This window comes from Laedolimicola sp. (assembly GCF_051972735.1).
GTDB classification, from domain to species: domain Bacteria; phylum Bacillota; class Clostridia; order Lachnospirales; family Lachnospiraceae; genus Laedolimicola; species Laedolimicola intestinihominis.
The window spans coordinates 22,256-44,454 of the sequence record NZ_JBOKYU010000004.1; the positions used below are offsets into that span (position 1 = coordinate 22,256).

The 22,199-nt window shown below is 52.2% G+C and carries 19 protein-coding genes; 1 reads left to right on the top strand and 18 read right to left on the bottom strand.

Annotated elements, in window-relative coordinates; all coding sequences use genetic code 11:
• Positions 1 to 28: 28 nt before the first annotated feature.
• The 8 genes from ACTRC3_RS02115 to ACTRC3_RS02150 form a co-directional block, all read right to left on the bottom strand.
• The gene (locus ACTRC3_RS02115; RefSeq protein ID WP_440321189.1) at positions 29 to 793 is read right to left on the bottom strand and encodes a LarC family nickel insertion protein; all 765 of its coding nucleotides are present in this window, start codon (positions 791 to 793) and stop codon (positions 29 to 31) included.
• Positions 786 to 1,574, bottom strand: a complete 789-nt coding sequence (gene larB, locus ACTRC3_RS02120) for a nickel pincer cofactor biosynthesis protein LarB (protein WP_440321191.1) — start codon at positions 1,572 to 1,574, stop codon at positions 786 to 788. Before larB ends, ACTRC3_RS02115 begins: the two co-directional genes overlap by 8 nt.
• A gap of 82 nt (positions 1,575 to 1,656) precedes the next feature.
• The gene (locus ACTRC3_RS02125) at positions 1,657 to 2,064 is read right to left on the bottom strand and encodes a hypothetical protein (protein ID WP_440321193.1); all 408 of its coding nucleotides are present in this window, start codon (positions 2,062 to 2,064) and stop codon (positions 1,657 to 1,659) included.
• A gap of 356 nt (positions 2,065 to 2,420) precedes the next feature.
• The gene (locus tag ACTRC3_RS02130) at positions 2,421 to 3,911 is read right to left on the bottom strand and encodes a phospho-sugar mutase (RefSeq protein WP_440321195.1); all 1,491 of its coding nucleotides are present in this window, start codon (positions 3,909 to 3,911) and stop codon (positions 2,421 to 2,423) included.
• A gap of 9 nt (positions 3,912 to 3,920) precedes the next feature.
• Entirely contained in the window at positions 3,921 to 4,751 is an 831-nt protein-coding gene (locus ACTRC3_RS02135; protein ID WP_440321196.1) for a class I mannose-6-phosphate isomerase, read from the bottom strand.
• Positions 4,752 to 4,807: 56 nt separating this feature from the next.
• Entirely contained in the window at positions 4,808 to 5,794 is a 987-nt protein-coding gene (locus ACTRC3_RS02140) for a GDP-L-fucose synthase family protein (RefSeq protein WP_440321197.1), read from the bottom strand.
• A gap of 107 nt (positions 5,795 to 5,901) precedes the next feature.
• Positions 5,902 to 6,969 (bottom strand): GDP-mannose 4,6-dehydratase, encoded by a 1,068-nt coding sequence (gene gmd / locus ACTRC3_RS02145; protein WP_440321198.1) that lies wholly within the window; start codon positions 6,967 to 6,969, stop codon positions 5,902 to 5,904.
• A gap of 58 nt (positions 6,970 to 7,027) precedes the next feature.
• Positions 7,028 to 8,386, bottom strand: a complete 1,359-nt coding sequence (locus ACTRC3_RS02150; protein ID WP_440321200.1) for a sugar phosphate nucleotidyltransferase — start codon at positions 8,384 to 8,386, stop codon at positions 7,028 to 7,030.
• A 212-nt stretch (positions 8,387 to 8,598) separates the two neighbouring features.
• Between ACTRC3_RS02150 and ACTRC3_RS02155 the strand changes: the two genes are divergently transcribed.
• Complete coding sequence (locus tag ACTRC3_RS02155; protein ID WP_440321203.1) at positions 8,599 to 9,468, top strand: AraC family transcriptional regulator; 870 nt, start codon at positions 8,599 to 8,601, stop codon at positions 9,466 to 9,468.
• 16 nt (positions 9,469 to 9,484) lie between these two features.
• Here the strand turns inward: ACTRC3_RS02155 and ACTRC3_RS02160 are convergent, their stop codons facing one another.
• From ACTRC3_RS02160 to ACTRC3_RS02205, 10 genes are all read right to left on the bottom strand, one after another.
• Entirely contained in the window at positions 9,485 to 10,660 is a 1,176-nt protein-coding gene (locus ACTRC3_RS02160) for a substrate-binding domain-containing protein (protein WP_440321205.1), read from the bottom strand.
• Entirely contained in the window at positions 10,657 to 12,129 is a 1,473-nt protein-coding gene (locus ACTRC3_RS02165; protein ID WP_440321206.1) for a GDSL-type esterase/lipase family protein, read from the bottom strand. The genes ACTRC3_RS02160 and ACTRC3_RS02165 overlap by 4 nt, the downstream gene beginning before the upstream one ends.
• Positions 12,130 to 12,247: 118 nt before the next feature.
• Positions 12,248 to 12,688 (bottom strand): RbsD/FucU domain-containing protein, encoded by a 441-nt coding sequence (locus ACTRC3_RS02170; protein ID WP_178039017.1) that lies wholly within the window; start codon positions 12,686 to 12,688, stop codon positions 12,248 to 12,250.
• A gap of 97 nt (positions 12,689 to 12,785) precedes the next feature.
• Positions 12,786 to 13,931, bottom strand: coding sequence for a substrate-binding domain-containing protein (locus ACTRC3_RS02175; RefSeq protein ID WP_440321208.1), 1,146 nt, complete (start codon positions 13,929 to 13,931; stop codon positions 12,786 to 12,788).
• A gap of 96 nt (positions 13,932 to 14,027) precedes the next feature.
• Positions 14,028 to 15,032, bottom strand: coding sequence for an ABC transporter permease (locus tag ACTRC3_RS02180; RefSeq protein ID WP_440321210.1), 1,005 nt, complete (start codon positions 15,030 to 15,032; stop codon positions 14,028 to 14,030).
• Between the two features lie 14 nt (positions 15,033 to 15,046).
• A complete protein-coding gene (locus ACTRC3_RS02185; protein ID WP_440321212.1) occupies positions 15,047 to 16,540 on the bottom strand; it encodes a sugar ABC transporter ATP-binding protein in 1,494 nt (497 codons plus the stop codon).
• A gap of 20 nt (positions 16,541 to 16,560) precedes the next feature.
• On the bottom strand, positions 16,561 to 17,562 hold the full coding sequence (locus ACTRC3_RS02190; RefSeq protein WP_440321214.1) for an ABC transporter permease: 1,002 nt from the start codon (positions 17,560 to 17,562) through the stop codon (positions 16,561 to 16,563).
• Positions 17,563 to 17,826: 264 nt separating this feature from the next.
• A complete protein-coding gene (locus ACTRC3_RS02195; RefSeq protein ID WP_178039012.1) occupies positions 17,827 to 18,804 on the bottom strand; it encodes a substrate-binding domain-containing protein in 978 nt (325 codons plus the stop codon).
• Positions 18,797 to 20,581, bottom strand: coding sequence for a cache domain-containing sensor histidine kinase (locus ACTRC3_RS02200; RefSeq protein ID WP_440321217.1), 1,785 nt, complete (start codon positions 20,579 to 20,581; stop codon positions 18,797 to 18,799). Before ACTRC3_RS02200 ends, ACTRC3_RS02195 begins: the two co-directional genes overlap by 8 nt.
• Positions 20,578 to 22,191, bottom strand: coding sequence for a response regulator (locus tag ACTRC3_RS02205; protein ID WP_440321219.1), 1,614 nt, complete (start codon positions 22,189 to 22,191; stop codon positions 20,578 to 20,580). Before ACTRC3_RS02205 ends, ACTRC3_RS02200 begins: the two co-directional genes overlap by 4 nt.
• Positions 22,192 to 22,199 lie beyond the last annotated feature (8 nt).

Consider the following 22,199-nt stretch of genomic DNA (forward strand, 5'->3'; position numbering starts at 1 on the left):
AAGACACGGGAAATTTCCCGTGTCTTTTCTATTTCTCTTCGATCAGCATCGCCCGCAATATATTCGTATTCTGATACTCCCGCTTCCCCGCACCCATGCCGACTTTTTTCACGCAGTAAGCAGCCGGGATCTGTCCCTCGGATAATGCCGCAATCGCGGCGCCGGTCGGGGTAACCATTTCGCCCTCCTGCTCGATCTGGTGGAAGGTCAGGTGATGGGCCGCCGCAATCTCCAACACCGCCGGAACCGGCACTGGCAGTACGCCGTGCTGACAGCGGATGTGGCCGCAGCCCTCGGTCAATTCGGAAACGACCACTTTATCCACATTTAACTCGTCCAGGCAGGCTGCCGTACCCACAATATCCACAATGGAATCCACAGCGCCCACCTCGTGGAAATGTACCTCGTCCACCGGATGACCATGGACCTTTGCCTCAGCCTCGGCTACGGTACGGAACATCTGCAGGGACAGAGCCTTGACACGGGGCTTCAGGTCGGATTCCAGAAGCATCTTTTCGATGTCGGCCCAGCTGCGATGGACATGGGGATGCATGTGGGAATGTTCATGTGTATGCGCCGGTACCTCATGTTCTAGGATCACGTCAAAATCGCTAACCAGCAGTCCGCTCTTCATCACTTTTTTAATCTGTATATCATAGCCGTCCACCGGCAGCTTTGCAAGCTCCGCCCGCAGGTTCTCCTCGGTCGCGCCCAGATCCAGCAGGGCTGCCACGGTCATGTCGCCGCTGATGCCGGAGCGGCACTCCAGATATAAGGTATTGCCATTACTCATCTTTTTCTTCCTCCACTACCTCTTCACTGAGATGTCTGCCGCCGCAGGCCAGCCGGTTGATCTGGGTTGCCACATAAGCCGCCCCGTAACCATTGTCGATATTCACGGTGGTAATGCCGTTGGCGCAGGAATTCAGCATGGTTAAAAGGGCCGACAGGCCGCCGAAGTTCGCGCCATATCCCACTGAAGTCGGCACTGCGATGACCGGCACGTCCACCAGGCCCGCCACCACGCCTGCCAGCGCGCCCTCCATACCGGCTACCGCAATGACGCAGCTGGCGCCCCGGAAGGCCTTCATATTCGAAAGCAGGCGGTGGATACCGGCCACGCCCACGTCATAAAGCCGCGTCACATTGGTACCGAAGAATTCCGCCACCTGGGCCGCTTCCTCCGCCACCGGCACATCCGCCGTACCGCCGGTACAGACCACGATGCGGCCTATCCGCTTCCTGTCCCGCTTCTCCACCTTCAACACCCGGGATACCTCGTCCCAGACTGCCTCCGGAATCGCCTCTTTCACCGCCTCATACTGCTCCCGGCTGGCCCGGGTGCCCAGCACGTCGATGCCCTCCGCCGTCAGCGTCTGATAAATCTTTACCAGATGGGGCGTCGCCTTTCCCTGGCAGTACACCACTTCCTCGAAGCCCTGCCGCACCTTCCGGTGATGATCCAGCTTGGCGAAGCCCAGATCCTCGTAGGGGAGGTTCTTCAACTCGGCTTCGGCCTGTTCTATCGATATTTCATTATTTTTTATCTGAGTTAAAAGCTTTGCTACGTCCATGTGTCAGCACCTCGGTCTGTCGGTTCAATTGGTCAGATCTATTGATATTATAAATAGTTCCCGGAATAATAACAAGGGGGATTCATGCAAGCTTATGCCATCTTCTCAGAGTTTCTTTATCGGTCTGTGCTTTGATTCGGTTTTTGAGTTCTTCTGATACCTCACCGCAGTCTTCCAACAGTTCCAGGATATCCTGAACTGCGCGATTCTGATCTGCTTCTTCCCGCTCATAGTAAATAATATCATCCAACCTCATAAATTCTTCTCTCACCTCCGGTAATACCTTTGCCTTTTTAACGTGTTCGTGTATCCTCTGTAATCTTTCACTTCTGGCGTTGGTCTCTGTACTGTTCTGAAAGTATTGGAGCAATTCTCGAATGGCAGGACTTCCGCCTTTCTTCCCCGTTGTATTAAAATAAATATACCGCAATCCGTCTTTATATTCAAATCCCGGCACCTCCAGACATTGATTTATAATCTGGTACATCATGTAATTCTCTCCGAATGGATCATACGGTAAAATTGTAATAATATACAGGTTGGGTAATTTTGTAAAATCACGTTCCCCGCTCTCCATATATCGACTATCAATCTTTGCCTGATAAAAACGATTTGCCTTCTGAGCATTTACATGAATCTTGCCTACCTCTCGCTCCAAAAGCGTAGACAGTACCAAACGACAAAATTCCTCGCCACCTTCTCTATTTTTCTACAAAATCCGCCTTATTCATAGGGTTTATTACTCTTTTCTATCCGTAGGAATTTACCAGCTGTAATTTCTTATGGTTGCTTCATGAAAAAGGACACCTCCTGGATGGGAAGTGTCCTTTCTTTATCTCTCAGCTTTTATACCAGCTTCTCTGTATACACCTTAATCTTCGGCTCCGTGCCCGACGGGCGGATTACTGCTTCGCTGCCGTCTTCCATCCACATCTGGAGGACGTTGGAGGCCGGGAGGCCGTCGACGCCGTCTTTATAATCTTTATAGCGCACTACTTTGGAGCCCCCAAACTTCATGCCCTCCGGGCTGTTCAGGCCCTCGCGGATCTGGGCCATGCGCTTGTCGGCTTCGGCGCCGTTGAATTCATAGGTTTTGAGAGTTGTCTCATAGTGTCCGTACTTGGCGTACAGGTCATCCAGGGCATCCCAGACCGTCTTGCCCTCGGCCTTGTAGGTATCGGCCATCTCACAGAACATCATGGCTGCGCCTACGGCGTCTTTATCGCGTACATAGCTGCCGATGAGGTAGCCGCAGCTCTCCTCGAAGCCGAAGACGTAGCGGTCTTCCTCTCCTGCCTGTTCCAGCTTGCCGATCTGCTCGCCAATCCATTTGAAGCCGGTCAGGGTCTGGATGACTTCCACACCGTAGGCTTCCGCGATACGGTCGACCATGGAGGTACTTACGATGGTGCGGACAGTCACCGGATGCTCCGGCAGGGTTCCTGCTGCCTTTCTGCAGCGCAGGATGTACTCCAGCAAAAGAATGCCCACTTCATTTCCGTTCAGGCGCTCATATTTATCGCCCTTCTTCGCCACCACGCCCAGACGGTCGCTGTCCGGATCCGTAGCAATCAGCAGATCCGCGCCGGTCTTCTCACACCACTCCAGGCCAATCTTCAGGGCGTCCAGAGACTCCGGATTCGGGTAGGGGCAGGTGGGGAAGTCGCCATTGGGCTTTGCCTGCTCGGTGACGATCTGCAGATCTTTGATACCGATGTATTTCAGGATACTGGTGACCGGAATCAGGCCTGCGCCGTACAACGGCGTGTAGACTACCTTCAGGCCGGAGGTCAGCTCCTTCTTCGTCCGCTTGCGGATGATAGCCGCCAGGAACGCTTTCAGGGTCTTCTCGTCGATCAGGACGATCTGTCCGTCCTCCACGTACTCTTCGAAGGTCTTGCCGCCCCGGGCCTGGCTCTTATCTGCTGCCCAGATATGCTGCTGAATCCGGTCCGCCGCCTCGTTGGTCACCTGGCAACCGTCGGAACCATATACCTTGTAGCCGTTGTATTCCCGTGGGTTATGGCTTGCGGTCACCACGATGCCCACGGTTGTCTTCAGATGGCGCACTGCGAAGGAAAGGGTCGGGGTCGGCATCAGCTTCGGGTAAATGTATGCCTTGCAGCCCTGCATGGCCAGCACCCGGGCCGCCTCGCGGGCGAACTCCTCCGAATGGTTCCGGCTGTCGTAGGCCAGCGCTGCGCTTGGGTTGCCGCTCTGCTCCTTCGCATAAGCCGCTACGCCCAGGGTCGCTTCCTGAATGGTCTCCAGATTCATATGGTCCGGTCCCGGTCCCATGGTGGCGCGCAATCCGCCTGTTCCAAATTTCAGATTCATATTCTTACCTCACTTTCGCTCCGCGGTTGAGCGGAGAAGCTGTAATGTTCCGATGATTTGATAGTCTCCTGTCTCCTTGGGAAGGTAAATGCTGTCTCCGGCCTTCAGGGACATTTCCCCAAAGCGGGTCTTCAGAACGCCCTCGCCCTCCAGAATCAGAAGCGATTGAAAGCCTCCGGCGGTATCGTCGGTCACACTTTCGCTTATCTCATATAATTGTACCACAAAATACGGACATTGCACTAATAAAGTTCTGGAATATCCATTTTTCCGAATACGGGGACCCATGGGACGGTGTCCGGCCAGGGGCGGCATGAAGCCTGCCACCAGGGCGGCTTTCTCAATGTGGAGGGGGCGCTTTTCATGGTTGGCATTTTCCCGGTTGTAGTCGTAGACCCGGTAGGTTACATCGGAGCTCTGCTGAATCTCCGCCACGGTGATACCGGCGCCGATGGCGTGGAGGAGGCCCGCCGGGATGTAAAAGACGTCGCCCTTCTTCACAGGCATTTTCCGGCAGACCTCCAGAATGGTCTGGTTCTGGATGCGCTTGCGGAATTCGTCCTCGGATATCTTGTGCTTCAGGCCATAATACAGGTATGCGCCCGGCTCACAGTCCAGCACATACCACATCTCGGTTTTGCCACTTTTATGTTCCTTTTCCTCGGCAAATGCATTACCCGGGTGCACCTGTACGGACAGGGCCTCCCGGGCTTTGATGATTTTAATGAGCAGGGGAACGTCCTCCAGTCCCTCGTTGAACCAGGAAAGCATCCAGTCTTCGGTACCCCAGATGTAGGTTTTTCGGATAGGCGTTAATTTCTGCGGCTGTGCGGGCTGCATGCGTGGCGTCCCCCTTTCTGCGTTGTGCTTTTAATTCCAGTTTTTTACATTTTCTTTTATCGCTGCGCGAAATCGCCTGTCGCATAATGCCCGCAAAACCACTCGTAAGTCTGGCGCAGTCCTGTCTCCAGATCGATCTTCGGCTCCCAGCCGGTGGCTTTGATGCGGCTGATATCGGTGAGCTTTCTGGGCGTTCCGTCGGGCTTCGTCGGATCCAGGACAATCTCGCCCTCATATCCGGTCACCTTCTTCACCAGCTCGGCCAGCTCGCGGATGGTCACTTCCTGACCGTAGCCCACGTTGAAGAAGTCATCGCCATCGTAGTGATCCATCAGATACAGGCAGGCGTCTGCCAGGTCGTCCACGTTCAGGAACTCCCGCAAGGGCTTGCCGCTGCCCCAGACGGTGACGGTGGGGGCCTGGTTGATTTTTGCCTCATGGAACTTGCGGATCAGGGCCGGAAGTACATGGGAATTCTCCAAGGCGAAGTTGTCGTTGATGCCGTAGAGATTGCAGGGCATGACGCTGATGTAGTGAGTGCCGTACTGACGGTTGTAGAAGGCGCACATTTTCAGGCCTGCAATTTTCGCCAGGGCATAGGCTTCGTTGGTCTTCTCCAGATAGCCGCTTAACAGGTACTCCTCCTTAATCGGCTGCGGGCAATCTCTGGGGTAGATGCAGGAGCTTCCCAGGAACAGCAGCTTCTGCACCTGATTTTTATAAGCCGCGTCGATAACGTTGGTTTCGATCTGCAGATTTTTCATGATGAAATCCGCCGGGTAGGTATCGTTGGCGTGGATGCCTCCCACTTTGGCTGCGGCCAAAATCACGTAGTCTGGCTTTTCCTCGGCGAAGAAGGCCTCTACATCGGCCTGACGGGTCAGGTCCAGCTCGGCGTGGGTTCTCGTTACAATATTTTTAAATCCGGCTCTCTGAAGACAGCGCACCAGTCCGCTGCCTACCAGGCCGCGGTGGCCTGCCACGTAGATTTTTTTGTTGCGGTCGAGGGGCTCGACTGCCTGAGTTTCTTTTATTTCTGTCATGATATTCCCTGCTTTCTTCTTACACTTTTACGAATCTTACTGTCTTTATCTTTTCTGTTTATTTTACATTCCTGATATGGGCCGCTTTCTGACAGTTGCTTTTCCTTTTATTTCAACACGCCCGCCGTCGCCGACCTCTTCACCAGCTCCATATCATGCTCAGTCATGATTTTCACCAGCTCGTCAAAGGAAGTCTTCCGCGGATTCCAGCCCAGAGTCTCACGCGCCTTGGTTGGGTCACCCAGCAGCAGATCTACCTCCGCCGGACGGAAGAACTCGGGAGATACCTCCACCAGCACCCGGCCCGTAGCCATGTCGATGCCCTTCTCGTCCACGCCCTCGCCTTCCCAGCGAAGCTGTACGCCCGCATGGGCAAAAGCCGCCTCCGTGAACTCGCGGACGGTTCTTGTCTCTCCGGTGGCAATGACGAAATCCTCCGGGGTATCGTGCTGAAGAATCAGCCACATACATTCCACATAATCCTTTGCGTAGCCCCAGTCGCGCTTGGCATTCAAGTTGCCCAGGTACAGCTTCTCCTGACGGCCCGCCAGGATATTGGCTACCGCCAGGGTGATCTTTCTGGTTACGAAGGTCTCTCCCCGACGCTCGGATTCATGGTTGAAGAGAATACCATTTACCGCGAACATGCCGTAGGCCTCCCGGTAATGCTTCGTGATCCAGTAGCCATACATCTTTGCCACCGCGTAAGGGGAACGGGGGTGGAACGGGGTGGTCTCTTTCTGGGGAATCTCCTCCACCTTGCCGAACAGCTCGGAAGTAGACGCCTGGTAAATGCGGGTGGTCTTCGCAAGACCCGCGATGCGAACTGCCTCCAGCACCCGCAGCACACCGATGCCGTCCGCGTTGGCTGTGTATTCCGGCTCCTCGAAAGAAACTGCCACATGGGACTGGGCCGCCAGGTTATAGATTTCGTCCGGCTTGATTTCCAGCATCAGGCGCACCAGATTCATGGAGTCTGCCATGTCGCCGTAGACCAGATGCAGGCCGTCACCTTTCGCTTCCCGCTCCTTTAAAAGGTGCTCGATACGTTCCGCAGTGTTAGTAGAGCCCCGGCGGAATAAGCCGTATACCTCATAGCCCTTCTCCAGCAGAAGCTCCGCCAGATAGGAGCCGTCCTGTCCTGTAATTCCTGTGATTAACGCTGTCTTTTTCATCTTCGTTCTCCTCATTTTTCTGCACCTTCCGCTGCAAAGCCTCCGGCTGTACTGATCGTTACAAAATATGGCTCAGTTCTATCTCATCCCAATGGAATGTGATTCGATTGATATCCTCATTTCCACTGCTGGTTCCCACATGAATCTCAATGTACTCGAAATCATGGAATGCTTTGACCGCGTGCCGCTGATTCTTGCGGATACAGACGGCCTTTCCCTGGCTTAAGGGAATCTTCGTGCCCTCCAGAATTAATTCTCCGGTACCCCGAAGAACCGTCCAGATCTCATCCCGGTGCTCATGGTAGTGATAACTGGATGTCATTCCATCGTAAATGCAGATTTTCCGGGTTAAAGTTGTCTGGCCCTGGCTCTCGGTATCATCCAGGGTCTCCAGGGTGCCCCAGCGGCGCTCCTCAAACATGGGCTTCGTATCAAAGGCTGACGCAACGGCCTTCACATTGGCGGTCTGGCTTTTATCCGCTACCAGAATGCCGTCCTGGGCGGCCACCACCACCAGATCCCGGGTTCCCATGACCGCCACAGGCATTTTCAGTTCGTTGATGACCTGAGTATTCTCGCAGGTGTCGTCCATGACTACATTTCCGATGGTGTCGGTGCTCATCTGATCTGCCAGGGCGTCCCAGGTTCCCAGATCTTTCCAGTACCCGTCGAATTCTACAGCGGCCAGGTGATCCGCTTTTTCCAGCACCTCGTAATCGAAGCTGATTTTCGGCAGGCTTTCATAGGCGGCGCAGAGGGCATCGTAATCCTCCGGTACGCCGTACTTCTTCGTGCGCTCCAGGATATCCCCGATTTTCACGCAGAATACGCCGCAGTTCCACAATGCGCCCTCTTTCAGCAGGGCCTCAGCCTTTTCCTCGTCCGGCTTCTCCGCAAAGCCCCGGACTTCGAACCAGCCGTCCTTCCTTGCTCCCGGCAGGATATAGCCGTATTTGCTGGCCGGGTAGCTGGGAGCCGCGCCCATCAGCCCCACCTCCGCGCCGGATTCCCGCATAACGGCTTCCAGCTTCTTCACAGTCTCAAAATAGCTGCCCTCGGTGTAGGGATCCACCGGCATAATCGCCGCATAATCTTCCCGCGTCGCTCCGTTTTTCAGAAGCCAGGCGCAGGAGAGCAGCACAGCGGCAAAGGTATCCCGGCGCCCCGGCTCCACCGCGATCTGCGCCTCTTTCACCTGACTTTTGATCAGCTCCACCTGCTCCCGGCCTGCCGTGATGACAGCCTGTCCGGCGATTCCGGCTTCGTCCAGCTGCTCCCAGACTCTCTGGAGCATAGAGCAGTGTTCCATGGAATTATTCTCTTTATTGACCACCTTCAGGTACTGCTTGGGCCGCGCGTCGTTGGACAGGGGCCAAAGCCGTTTTCCGGAGCCTCCGGACAGTAATACGTAGTACATACAGCTTCTCCTTTGCCAGATTACACTCTCACGCTTTCTTGCATTCCTGCTTCGAAAGCATCTAAATATGTATTATTTTGTCTACATCTCTTCATATCTTTTTCTTGCTTTTGCTAGTATATACCTGTATATTATACTTAACAAGTGAGGATATTGCCGTAAATAGGTATTTTATTGCTGTTTGCTGTTCCCCGTTCAGGAGGTCATTTCCCATGAAAAACTATTTTGATAAATTCCCGGATTCCTACCTGGAAAGCTCCCGGCGGCGGATTCAGACGCCCAGCGCCTTCGCCCGCTCGGCCTTTTTCTATGTGCAGGAAACCGGTTACCTGAAGCTTCGCGAAAGCCACGTGGCCAGCCGTAAGAATCTGGAATCCTATCTGGTGGTGCTGGTACTCTCCGGCAGCGGCGTGCTCATGTATGACGGTACGATTTATGAGCTGCATAAGGGCTCCTGTTTTTTCATCGACTGCATGGTGCCCTATTATCACCAGAGCAGTGAGACCGATCCCTGGGAGCTCATCTGGGTGCATTTTAACGGCTCCTCCTCCCGGGAATATTATCAGTATTTCGCGGCCAACAGCGCGCCCGCCTTTCTGCCGTCAGATTTTGATACGCTCCGGCAGAAGCTGGATGGACTTCTGGAGTTGAATGAAAATTCCGATTTTCAGACGGAGATCAATTCAGCCCGTCTAATTGTAGATATTCTGTCCATTTTATTGCAGGACATTACAGAATCCAGGGAAGAAAAATACCCGGGCCGCCTGAAGATGACCGAGGTAAAAAAATATCTGGATGAGCATTATACGGAAAAGTTCTCCCTGGACGAGCTTTCGGAGCGGTTCTTTATCAGTAAATATCATCTGTCCCGGGAATTTCACCAGTACTATGGAACCACGCTGAACCAGTATGTAATCTCCCGGCGGCTGACCCGGGCGAAAAAACTCCTACGCTTCTCTGTCCTGACTCTGGATGAGATTGCCCGCAGCTGCGGTTTCTATGACGCCAGCTATCTGAACCGCCAATTTAAAAACTCCGAGGGAATTACCGCCTCGGAGTTTCGAAAAAAATGGAAAAATTAATATTTCCTGTATGATTCTATTTATAAGTCAGCATCTGGGTTACGGAGTCATCCGCATTTTCCGCGTTAATCCAGTAGTAACCCGGCTCGATTACGGAAGCATTGTCCAGACTCGCAATGGAGCGGAGCGCGGATACGGCACAGGCATAGCCCATGCCAAAGGCGTCCTGACCCATAACGCCTGTCAATGTGCCGTCCTTCACAGCCTGCACCAGCTTGGCAGAGGTATCAAAGCCTGCGGCCAGTACGGTCTGTCCTTCCAGCGCAAACTTAGATACCACGGTGGCAAGCACACGGGTCACATTATCATTGGTTCCAAAGTATGCCTTCAGATCCGGGTGTTCTGCCATGACAGCTGCCACGATCTCCTCGGCGCTGCGTTCATCCTCGTTTACATAAGTCGTATCTATAATCTGTACATCCGGGTGATTCTGCTCGATTTCCTCCCGGAAGCCCTTCTCACGCTCGATACCGGTCTCGGTCTCGGAGCTGTGTACCAGAAGCGCTACCTCACCGGAATCTCCGATAGCTTCACAGAGTCTGTCTGCCGCTTCAGCAGCCGCCTTGTAATTATCGGTCTTGGTTTCCGTCTCAATCAGGGAATTCTGGATGCTGGAATCCACCGCAAACACCGGTACGCCGTTGGCCTCCGCCAGCTCCAGCTGGGTTTTGCCGGAATTCACGTCAACATAGCCCACAATCAGGGCGTCCGGGTTTTTGTCCAGCATCTGATCAATGATATCGATCTGCTCGGATACATTCTCCTTGGAAGGAGCATCGTAGGTCAGCTTCACTTTGGCGTTTCCTGTGTAACCCAGCGCTTCATTGATATCTGTCACCGCCTGCTCCGCGCCTGCTTTTACACGCTTCCAGAAGCCGCTTGCGGAATCCTTTCCAATCATAGAAATAGCAGTGCCTTCCGGCACCTCGATCCCTTCCACCGACAGATAATCAATGCCTTCCGCTTCGATCGCGAACAGCTCCCGGAAGTTTTCCGGCATAACCTGCTCGTCACCTTCGTTCTCTGTCTCCGCAGCGGTCTCCGTCTTTTCCTCCGGCTTCGCTGTCTCTTCTTTCGTTTCCTCGGTCTGCGCCGGAGCCTCCGGCTTTACCTCATCTGTTTTCTTCTCGCCACTCACCGCGCATCCGGTCAGCAGCCCTGCCACACACAACATTGCTACAAACTTTTTCATTTTCCATTCTCCTGTTCTTTCCGAAGACGTCTCCGTCTCTTTCTCCATAGGATAAATCCCCCCATGCTCGCTATGGCTGCTACTGCCGCCACGATCCACTGCCAGATTTCCTGTCCCATCCAGACATGATAATCTTCACTTACAATTTCCACGACTCTGGCGTGTTCCACACTTTTTCCGGCGATGTCATACATCTGTCCGATCAGTGCCGCTGTGGTTCCGCTCCACGTACCGTAAGCCGCATCCACATCCGCCTGCGTAGCCTTTCCCTTCATGGCCTGTCTGACCACTGCCCGGTAATCCGATGAATTGGTGTGCCAGCTCTGATTCAATGTCTCCATCTGCTTGGCAGCTTCCTGGCCGGGATTCCAGTCCAGGTTCGTCAGATTGACGCCCTGCGCCAGTTCGGAACCTTTGTACTGTCCCACCAGAATCCGATTCATATAAACCCGGTAGGTCACATCCGGATGAAGACCGGCTACCTGAAGGTTTTCCCAGCTTATCTCATCAACAATCTCAAAATACTGACTCGCCTCGTTAAATTCATAGGTCACTGCCATCGGAATACTGTGTGGCTGATAGCGGAAGGACACATAGCGGTCTCCCTTTCGCTTCAGCTTCGCCACAGTGGCATTGCGGGTCACTGCCGTCTCATCCTCACCCACTTCCACGGACGCCACCTCCTTATCCGCTCCCTGCTGGTACAGGAAGAAAAAGCCGGCGATCGTATTTCCCATGGCATTGGGATGCACATTGTCCGTGACTGTCAGCGTGTCATCCGGGATGCGCCCCTGCACGATCTCTGTCACCCAGAGCATCGGCGTATGCAAATCAATATAGTGAGTTCCCAGCTCGTCCGCCAGAATCTTCAGTTCTCCGGTATATTCACTCAGCAAATCATCGGTGTCATCCTTCTGCTTACCATTTTCATCATAATTGGAGCTTCGGGTCTGGTCGTAAGGCGTAGGCGCCACCAGAATAATCTGATCGTTGGTAATTCCCCGGTCATTCAGCAGCTCAATCAGCTGGTTAATACTCTGAATATACCGCTTGGCCGACCAGTTATGCAAGGCCTCGTTCATACCGAACATAATGACTGCCTTATTGATCCCGTCAATGGCCTTATCTGTCACCACCGCGCTGTCACTGTACAGACGGACCGCATCTGCCGCCATATAGGAAGCTGTTCCCAGATTCCGGAATTCCAGCTTCCAGTCCGGATGCCGTGTAATATAATAATTGTAAATAAATTCCTGATAACTGATGCCTGTATATTCCACCTGGGTAATGCTGTCGCCGATAAAGCCGACTACATCGCCATCTTCAAACATACACTCATCTTTCTCCGGCATTACCTGCGCCAGCTCTTTCTCCAGCTCCGGATCGCCTTCTGAAGCCAGCGCTTCGCTGCCCGGAAGCAGAACGGCCGCGCAAAGTATTGCGGACAGACATTTTTTCCATTTTTTCATAATGTCCCCATTTCTTCTTATAACACGCAGTAAAGTATAACTTAAAAAGGGATATGCCGCAAGGCATATCCCTGAAAATACCGAAAATATTAAGATTTTTTCACACTTTTAACACACTTTAGTTAATGACTACGCCCTTCTGAAGCATCACATTCGCGTAAACCGCGCTCTCGCCTGTGGCAATGATCGCATAGGCTTTCTTTGCCTCTTCATAGAACTGAAAGCGCTCAATATTGCCGACGCAGGCAGCTCCGCGCTTATCATGCTTCGCAACGATCTCTTTGTAGGTGTCCCAGATCGGAGTTTCTACGGGATCGCCCGGCATTACCTCCATCAGGTTCATAGGCTTCTCCACATAGGTATCCAGCGGCATTACCTGCAGGATAGCGTCCAGAAGCTCCGGTACGCCATGGCCGTCGCAGCGGATGACGATAGCGTCTTTTCCCATGGATTCTGCCGGGAAATTGCCGTCGCCGATAACGATGCGGTCACTGTGCCCCATCTCACAAAGTACTTTTAAGAGCTCAGGGGATAAGATACTCGGAATTCCTTTTAACATAATAGTTCTCCTTTTCTTTGTTATTCCAGAAAGGGCACACCAGACGGTGTGCCCCTCATTATTTTATTTAGTTTTCAGATATACTGTCTGACCGAAATTACTCGTACAGGTTCTGTGCGATCTCTGCGTCACCGCAGTTCTCTGCTGTATACCACTGGCATCCTGTATCTGTATCCTTAACAGCTGCGGTATTTCCGGAAGCTGCATCGTACAGAAGCTGAACCAGAGTCTCACCCATAGCTACCGGAGCCTGAGTAATGGAACCAAGCAGAACGCCGTCCTTAACTGCCTGAATCTGAGCTGCGCCAGAGTCAAAGCCTGCTGCAACGATCTTGCCCTCGCCAACGCCGCACTTGTTCAGGTTCTCATTTGCGGTGATGATAGCGTTTGCGGAATGCTCGTTGGAGCCATAGATTGCGATAGTATCCTTCTCGTTCATCAGAGCGGTTGCATCTGCTGCAGACAGCTCAGAGGTAACGCTTGCCGGTACACGAACGTCGATAACAACGTCAGCGCCATCGGTCTTCTCAGCCTTGGAATCTGCGATGTACTTGTCGTTTCCAACTACGTTGGAAGTCTTGCCATCAGCCTTAGCCAGCTCAGCGAACTTGTCGATGAAGCCAAGACCTCTGTTGATAACGGACTCGGAAGTAGCATCCTGAGCTACAACACCAACACGAACCGGAGCGGTTGCGTTAGCTACCTGATCCTTAACTGCCTCGTAAACCTTCTCTGCTGCCAGAGCGCCTGCTGCGTAGTTGTCAGTAGAGCAGTTTGCAAGTACGGATCCTTCCGGAGCACCCGGAACACCAGAGTCAAATCCGATTACCGGAATGTTGCTGTCCATAGCCTTCTGAAGCAGATCCTTAACGGACTCTGTATCCAGAGCTGCCAGACCAACTGCTGTCGGGTTAGCGTTCAGAGCACTCTCAAGCTGCTGAACCTGCTGAGAAATGTTGGACTCACTGTCCGGACCTACAAAGTTAACAGTAACTCCGAGCTCTGCAGCCTTCTGCTCAACACCCTTCTTAACTGCCTGCCAGTACTGATGCTGCAGACCCTTGGAAACGATCTCGAAAGACATTTCACTTGCGTCAGCTGCCGGAGCTGCTGCGTCGTCTGTGGTCTCCTCAGTTTCTGCGTCAGGAGTTGTGGTTGTGGTGGTATCCTTGGAGCCGCCGCATGCGGTCAGTCCAACTACCATCGTTGCTGCAAGAACTGCTGCCAATACCTTCTTTTTCATGTAAAAATCCTCCTTTTATTAAGTTCTCCTTATTGGATTCTTTTTTATATGAACTGCTCGCCGCAGTACACATCGTTATATAATTTTGAATTTCCCTTACTTATCCAGCTTCTTATTCTTCAGTACGTCGATGTAAACAGCTACAATCAGTACCAGTCCGATGATAATCTGCTGATAGTTTGCCTGAAGTCCGATAAGCGGAAGTCCTGTCTGGAGTACGGACATAATAAATACTCCCAGAATAGTACCGGAGATACTTCCGGCTCCGCCGCTCATGGAGGTTCCTCCGATGATAGCTCCGCCGATAGCGTTCAGCTCTACTCCACCACCGCCGCCGGGCGCCATGGACTGGAACGCGGAGCTGTAAGCCAGCGCTGCAAGTCCTGTGAAGATACCGGAGAATATATACGCCATGGTCTGATATTTTGCTACGTTGATACCGGACAGACGGGTTGCCTCTTTGTTACTTCCGATTGCGATGATGTAACGTCCTGTACGTGTCTTATTGAGCACGATGCTCATAACCACTGCCAGAATCATAACCCACAGGAAGCCCAGGGGAAGCTTTGTCTCGCCTATCGTCAGCTTGAACAGGCTTCTGGTCCAGCCGTTGGGTGCGGTAGCGCCCGGCCAGGTTACACTGGCTCCGCCGGTGGCAATAGCGCCCAGACCTCTGGCAATCATCATGGTACAGAGGGTTGCCAGGAACGGAGCGTGTCCGCCCTTGGAAACAATCAGTCCGTTGATAATTCCCATTACCAGACCGCAAATCAGGGTTGCCAGAATACCTACGATAACCGGCATTCCCTGACGTGTAATCAGGTATCCGCCAATCAGTGCGTAGCAGAACATACCGGTTCCGATGGAAAGGTCAACACCGCCTGTAATCAGGCAGAAGGTTACGCCGATTCCAAGGAATGCCAGGTAGTATGTATAATCCATGATACTTAACAGTGTAGAATACTGCCGGAATGAGGGGCTTACCGCGCTGAAAAACGCTATCAGGGCAATCAGCACAATCACGACGACAATTTTCTGTACACCAATCGCTCTCACAAGCGGATTGTTTGTAAAAGCATTTCCGTTTTTCTTGTCTGTCATTGTCTTATTCCCTCCTAATTTCTAAGCGTTGCCGCGTGCATGATCCGCTCCTGTGTGGCTTCTTCGATTCCCAGCTCGCCGGTCTTTCTTCCCTCACACATGACTACGATACGGTCACTCATTCGCAGAATCTCTGTCATCTCTGAAGAAATCATGATAATGGATTTTCCTTCCGCTACCAGCTCGTTCATCAGATGATAAATCTCGCTCTTCGCGCCTACGTCGATACCTCTGGTAGGCTCGTCGAAAATCAGGATGTCACAGTTTCTTACCAGCCACTTGGCGATAACCACCTTCTGCTGGTTTCCTCCGGACAGGTTGACTACCAGCTGATCCACGCTGGGAGTCTTGGTCTTCAGGGCCTCTACATATTCCTGAGCTACATCCTTCTCCTTCTTCTTATCAATGAAGATGCCCTTCATGAAGTTCTCCATGGTAGCCATGGTGGAGTTCTCAGCTACTGTCTTGTCTACTACAATACCGAAACGCTTACGGTCCTCGGAAAGGTATCCGATACCACATTTAACAGCATCCTGCGGAGTCTTGATGTCTACCTTCTGTCCATTGACATAGATATCGCCGCTGTCCTTCGGGTCTGCTCCGAACAGCGCTCTGGCTGTCTCGGTACGGCCCGCGCCCATCAGTCCGGAGAAGCCGAGGATTTCGCCCTTATGAAGCTCAAAGCTTACATCCTTTACCATTCTTCCCGCATTCAGGTGCTCTACCTTCAGAACTACCGGCGCGTCCGGCGCAACCTGGCTTTCTGTCTTCGGGTCCTCATAGATAACACGGCCAACCATCATGTTGATGATGTCGTCCTTGGTGGAATCCTTGGTAATCAGGGTTCCTACATATCCGCCGTCACGCATAACGGTTACGCGGTCTGTGATAACCTTAATCTCATCCATACGGTGTGAGATATATACGATACCCATCTGCTTGTCGCGCAGGTCGCGGATAATCTTGAACAGCTCCTCGATCTCTGCCTCGGTCAGCGCTGCTGACGGCTCGTCGAAGATAATAACCTTTGCGTCATGGGAGATAGCCTTGGCGATCTCGCACATCTGCTGCTTTCCGACTGTCAGGCGGCTCATGGTCTCCTTCGGATCGATATTGATACCAAGCTGATCGAACAGCTTCTTTGCTTCTTCATTCATCTTCTTATCGTCGATGAGCTTTCCGTTCATGTACTCACGGCCGATAAAAATGTTCTGAGCTACGGTCAAATGACCCATCATGTTCAGCTCCTGGTGCACAATAACGATACCTGCATCCTGGGCCTCTCTCGGATTGGTGAATTCTACTTCCTTACCCTCATAGGTAATGGTTCCCGCATCCTTATGGTAAATACCTGTCAGAACCTTCATCAGAGTTGACTTGCCGGCTCCGTTCTCACCCATCAGGGCGTGAACCTCTCCCTTGCGGATCTCCAGGTCTACGTGATCCAGCGCATGTACGCCGGGGAACGACTTGTCAATTCCCTTCATGGTTAAAATTACGTCACCCATTTTTCGCTTCCCCCTTCCGATTAATTCCGTCTGCGCCGGCTTCTAAGGTCAGCGTAAACAACCACCAGTACGATGATACCAGTAATGATATACTGATAATTGATCTGGAATCCCATAGCCAGGATTCCTTCCTGCAGAAGGGCTATAATCAGAACTCCTACCAGGGTTCCGGCGATGGATGCCACTCCACCGGTCATGGAGGTACCGCCCATTACGCAGCCCGCGATTGCCTCGTTGTTGAAGGTATCGCCCAGACCCGGCTGAACGGTGGTGTATGCTCCTACATAGAAGATAGCTGCAAGTCCTGCCAGCAGGCCACAGATGATGTAGGCAAGCATTTCCCATTTCTTTGTATTTACACCGGACAGACGAACCGCCTCGCGGTTGCTTCCGATACAGAGAATGTATCTTCCGGCTTTTGTCTTATTTAAAATAATGGAGCAGATAACCGCGCCGATAATCAGGTAGATAAGACCGGTCGGAATATCCATACCGTTTACCTTCATCTTTACCAGATTACGGAACCAGCCGTTGGCGTCTGCTGACTGGGGCCAGCTGACAGACTGTGTCTTGGTAAATACGGAGCCGACACCCTTCGCAATCATCATGCTCGCCATGGAAGTGATGAAGGAAGGCAGTCCTGCGTAAGCTACCAGGAAACCATTGATGATACCGAAGATGGTTCCTACCAGAATGCTTACCAGCAGACATACCGGAAGCGGTACACCCTTCAGGGTCAGCATATATCCTGAAATCAGTGCTGAACAGAACATAACCGGTCCGATTGAGAAATCGATTCCTCCGGTCGCAATTACAAATGTTACACCCAGTGCAAGAAATCCTAAAAAGTAAGCGTAGTTCAGAGCACTTACGATTCGAGAATAACTTACGAAGCTTGCATTTGTCTTAATCAGCGGCGTCGCAATGGCAAACAGTATGTACAGCACCACCATAACACACAGCAGAACCAATGTGTTAAAGCCAATCTTTTTGACGAACGCATTTTCTTTTATCTTCTCCACTTTCCTTCCTCCTAACTTCTGACTGCCCCTCCTGCCTCACCCCATAAAGAGACAAAAGGAACGGAACAACCATTTCTTCAGTCTTGTCCGCTCTGTCAATCTATGACTATTATATGTCCAAAATATGAATAAAGTAATAGAAAATCTTTTTGGAAAGGTTGAAAATCTTCTTTAAATCAACTAAAATGCGGTAAATAAAGCACCTTTTTCAACATAAATAAAGATTTCGCAGGCTGCTGTCCGAAACAGCCGCTCGCGAAATCCTTATTTTGCGATCGGAAAGAGAAGCTTCTGATTCTCCTCCGTGTACATATTCTCTTTTGTAATCAGCTCCGAACCGGAGTCTGTGCTTTTCGCGATCTTTCGCCCCCGTACTGCGTTCACCGCTGTCTCCACGCCCAGGTATCCCATATTAAAGGGCTTCTGGATCACCAGGGCTTCATAAATACCCGCCTCCAGATACTGGATCTGTTCCATGGAGCTGTCGATACTGCCCATCCGGATCTGGTCGGTCTTCCCGAGAGCCTTCACAGCCCGGGCCGCTCCCACGGCAGAATACTCATTGAGACCCACGATCATATCCATGTCCGGATATTTTTTCAGAAGCTCCTTCGTCTGCTCATAGGCTTTGTCTGCGTCGGAATCGCAGAATACAATCTCCGCCACCTGTGAGCCGGCGTCACCCAGACCTGCGCGAAAGCCTGCCTCCCGTCCCACTGCCGTGGAGCTGCCCTTCACATGCCCCACGATTCCAATGACACTGTCCTCCTTCACAAACTGCTTCATATAGCTGCCCAGCTTATAACCGGCCTCATAATTATCGGTGGCCACCACTGCGCTGCCCATGGGCTCATCCATGGTGGAGTCTGCCAACACCAGCCGGATTCCTGCTTTTTCAATCTGCTCCGCATATGCTGCGGTCTGATCCGTACTGCTGGGGCAGAGCACGATAGCGTCCGGCTTCGATGCAATGGCGTCCAGAATCATCTGGTTCTGCGTATCCACCTCACGCTCATTTTTCGGACCCATGACAGTCAGATTCACATTATATTCTTCTGCTGCGGTCTCCCCGCCCTGATACACGGAGGTCCAGAAATCCGTATCATCCAGAGCCTTCTGTATCAGCACGATATCCAACGGGCGCGCCGTGTCCCGGGCCTTTTTCCAGTACCAGAGGCCGCCGGCCAGCACAATCAGGGCCGTGCCGGCAGCCAGAAGCATCCGTGCCCGTTTTTTACTCATTTTCAACTGCCGTCACGTCCTTTCCGGCCGGAATCACCACGATAGCCCTGGTTCCCTGTCCCGGCTCACTCTCAAAATGCAGCCCGTATTCCGGGCCGTAGAACAGCCGGATCCGTTCATTTACATTGGAGACGCCCACGCCGTTGGACTTTGTATCCCGGATGTGTTTTTCGAAGATATGGGCCAGAGCCTCCGCGTCCATGCCGATGCCGTCGTCCTCCACATCCAGCTGTATGAGGCCGCCGGTTCGGAAACCGCGGATTTCAATGGTGCCTTTTCCTTCTTTATATTTGATACCGTGATAAATGGCATTCTCTACCAGGGGCTGCAAAAGGAGTTTTACAATTTTTTCCTCTTTTATGTCTTCTTCTACCGAAATCGAATATTCCAGTTTATCCTTATACCGCATTTTCTGAATGGTCAGATATGCCTCGGTGCAGTCCAACTCCTCGCCGATGGTCACCAGCTCCTGTTCGTTACTGATGGTCCGACGCAGCAGACGCGCCAGGGACGACGTCATGGTTACAACCTCCTTGTTTTTGCCCCACTCGGCCATCCAGATGATGGAATCCAGGGTATTATACAGAAAATGAGGGCTAATCTGGGATTGCAACGCCTTCAGCTCGTACTTGCGCTTGGCCCGCTGCTCCTGCTCGCTCTGCCGCATCAGGTTCTGAATTTCCTCAGTCATAATATTGAAGCTGCGGGTCAGGGAGCCAATCTCATTGCTGTCCCGCACTGCTAGGGCCGCATTACTGAAATTGCCCCGCTCCACTTCCTTCATGGAGCGCTCCAGTCCCTTAATGGGCCTGGTAATTTCGCTGGAAAGCAGGTAGGCCAATGTCAGCGCCACGGTAAAAAGCAGCAGCGCCATGACCACATAAATCAGCCGTGCCGCGTCCGCGTCCGCCATCAGCTCCGCCACGCTGGAAACGCCCACCACGATCCAGCCGGTGGCCTCCGACCGGGAAACGGTGTATAGCTTTCCATCCTCTGTCAGGAAAGAGGAGTCTGTGCTCTCCATGACCTCGGAAATCAATTCATGCTTCATACCACTGTAGATCAGCTGCTGCTGGGGATGATAGACAATACTTCCGTCTTTATCCAGGATATAGATATAACCCTTATTGCCCAGGCTGATGCGTTCGCACAGTTCCCGGATGGAGTTGTAATTCAAATCCACAAAAAATACGCCGCAGACGCCGGGATTCGCCTTGTTGGTGATGCTCCGGCTTAAGGTCACCACCCAGTCATATTTATCCCGCACCGCGTTCTGCACATGCGAGGATGAGATAGCCGCCTGTCCATTCAGCTCCAACGCCTCCTGATACCAGGACATGGCGCTCACCTTCGTATAGGGATTCAGCTCCGCGTCCCCGTCATTGATGACCGGATCCCGATCCTGAGGCAGTAAAGCAATATTCGTAATATCCCCGCGGGTATCCGACACAGTCTTAAATACGGTGGTAATCCGCTCCCGCAGCTGCCTTGCGCGCTCGTCACTCAAATTTTCCGTAAAGAGATAATCCCGGACATCATAGTTGCTGGATACGATATAGGAAATATTTTCCATATAGTTGATATAAGAATCAATGTCGTTGTTTACCTGGCCAATCAGCTGCGAGGTATAGGCCTTGGAATTCTTCAGAACCGTATTTTCCGTATACCGCAGAGAAATCACCAGATAGGTCAGCAGGGAAAAGACAATCAGCACACTGAAGACCACTATAATCGAAGTACGGATACTGCGGAACCGCGTCAGCAGATTTTTTTTCATTTCTTCCGTTTCTCCTTCGCGTATTCGGTCGGGGTTTTGCCGGTGGCTTTCTTAAAGGCCACGCTGAAATAATGGGGATCGGAAAATCCCACTTCTTCAGCTACCTCATAGGCGCGTTTGGAAGTATTTTCCAGTAGCTGTTTCGCCTTTTCCATCCTCTTTTTTGTCAGCGCCTCGATAAAGGTCTCTCCGGTATGCATCTTGAACATGGTGCTGAAATAGCTGGTACTCATGGCCAGATAGGTGCAGACGGAATTCAGGGTCACATCTGAATTCATATAGTTGCGTTCAATGTATTCCTGCGCTCTGGCTGCCTGCTTTTTCCCGTAGCTGTCCCGCTGCTCATTCAGAAGCCTGGAAAGATGTCCGCAGATAGCAATGATGTCCGTGGACATATCCCGAAGCCGCTCGTAGGTATAAAGCCGGTTCATCAGCTCTTTTTCTTCTTTGTATATCTCATTTTCCTGTTCTTCTTCCAAATCCGCGCTGTTTATCACGCTGAGGAGCAGGTTCTGCATATAGATAATGGAACGGGTCCGATTGGTCCGCCGCTCCCGGAGCTCCTGGGCGAAGCCCCGCACTTCTTTTTCAATAATCTCCGTATTCCCGGCCTTCACACCTGCCAGAACCCGTTCCGCCCAATGGGACACGTCGATGGGCGCGCTCTTACTGGCATCCAGCATTTCCGACCAGAGAATCCGGGAACCGCCAAGAAGCCACCGAAGCTCCAGCGCCGCCTTCGCTTTTTCAAAGGACTGATAGAGCTTCATAATGTCCGATACATCCTCGCCTACGCCTGCCGTTGTATCAATAAACAGCAGCTCTTTGACCGTCTTCTGCACTTCCGTCAGCGCAGCCTCCGCCCGCTCGTCCAGCTCTTTTTTATTATCCCCATAGAAAATGACTACCGTGCTGGCGTCCATATTTTGAAATACTACGCCCAGCTTCCGCTGTTCAATGAGCTCCTGGGTAATATTGTAAATGGAAAACTGTGCCAGTTCCTCCCGCACGCCCGGGTACCGATCCAGAAACGGCGACAGGTCGTCCCCTGTCACAATGGCTGTATTATAGAAGGAACCCGGCAGAGAAACATCCAGATCCTTCATTTTCTCTTCCAGGTTCTCCCGGCGCTCGTCTCCCCGCAGGAGACTGTTCAAAAAGCGCCCGCGCAAAAGAGGCCTGTTGCTCTGATAGGCCCCTTTTAATTTCTTTAATGTGGTTCGTTCGGTCCGCGCTTCATCCAAACGCGTCTTTGCCTTCAAAAGCACTTCCGTCAGCTCCGACGGTGTGATCGGTTTCAGAATATACTCCATCACCTGATAGCGCACCGCCTGCTTGGCATACTCAAATTCATCGTAGCCGCTGATAATAATCGTCTTTGTGTCCGGGCAGTTCTCGAAGATATACTTCGCCAGCTCTATTCCATCCACATAAGGCATACAAATATCCGTCAGTACCAGATCCGGCTTCTTCTGTCGAATTACTTCCATGGCGTCCCGGCCATTTTCACAGCTTGCTACCAGCTCAAATCCCAGCTTCCCCCACGGGATATTTTCACTGATTGCTTCGCGGGTCAGGGCTTCATCGTCTACCAGCAATACCTTGTACATGTTGCTCC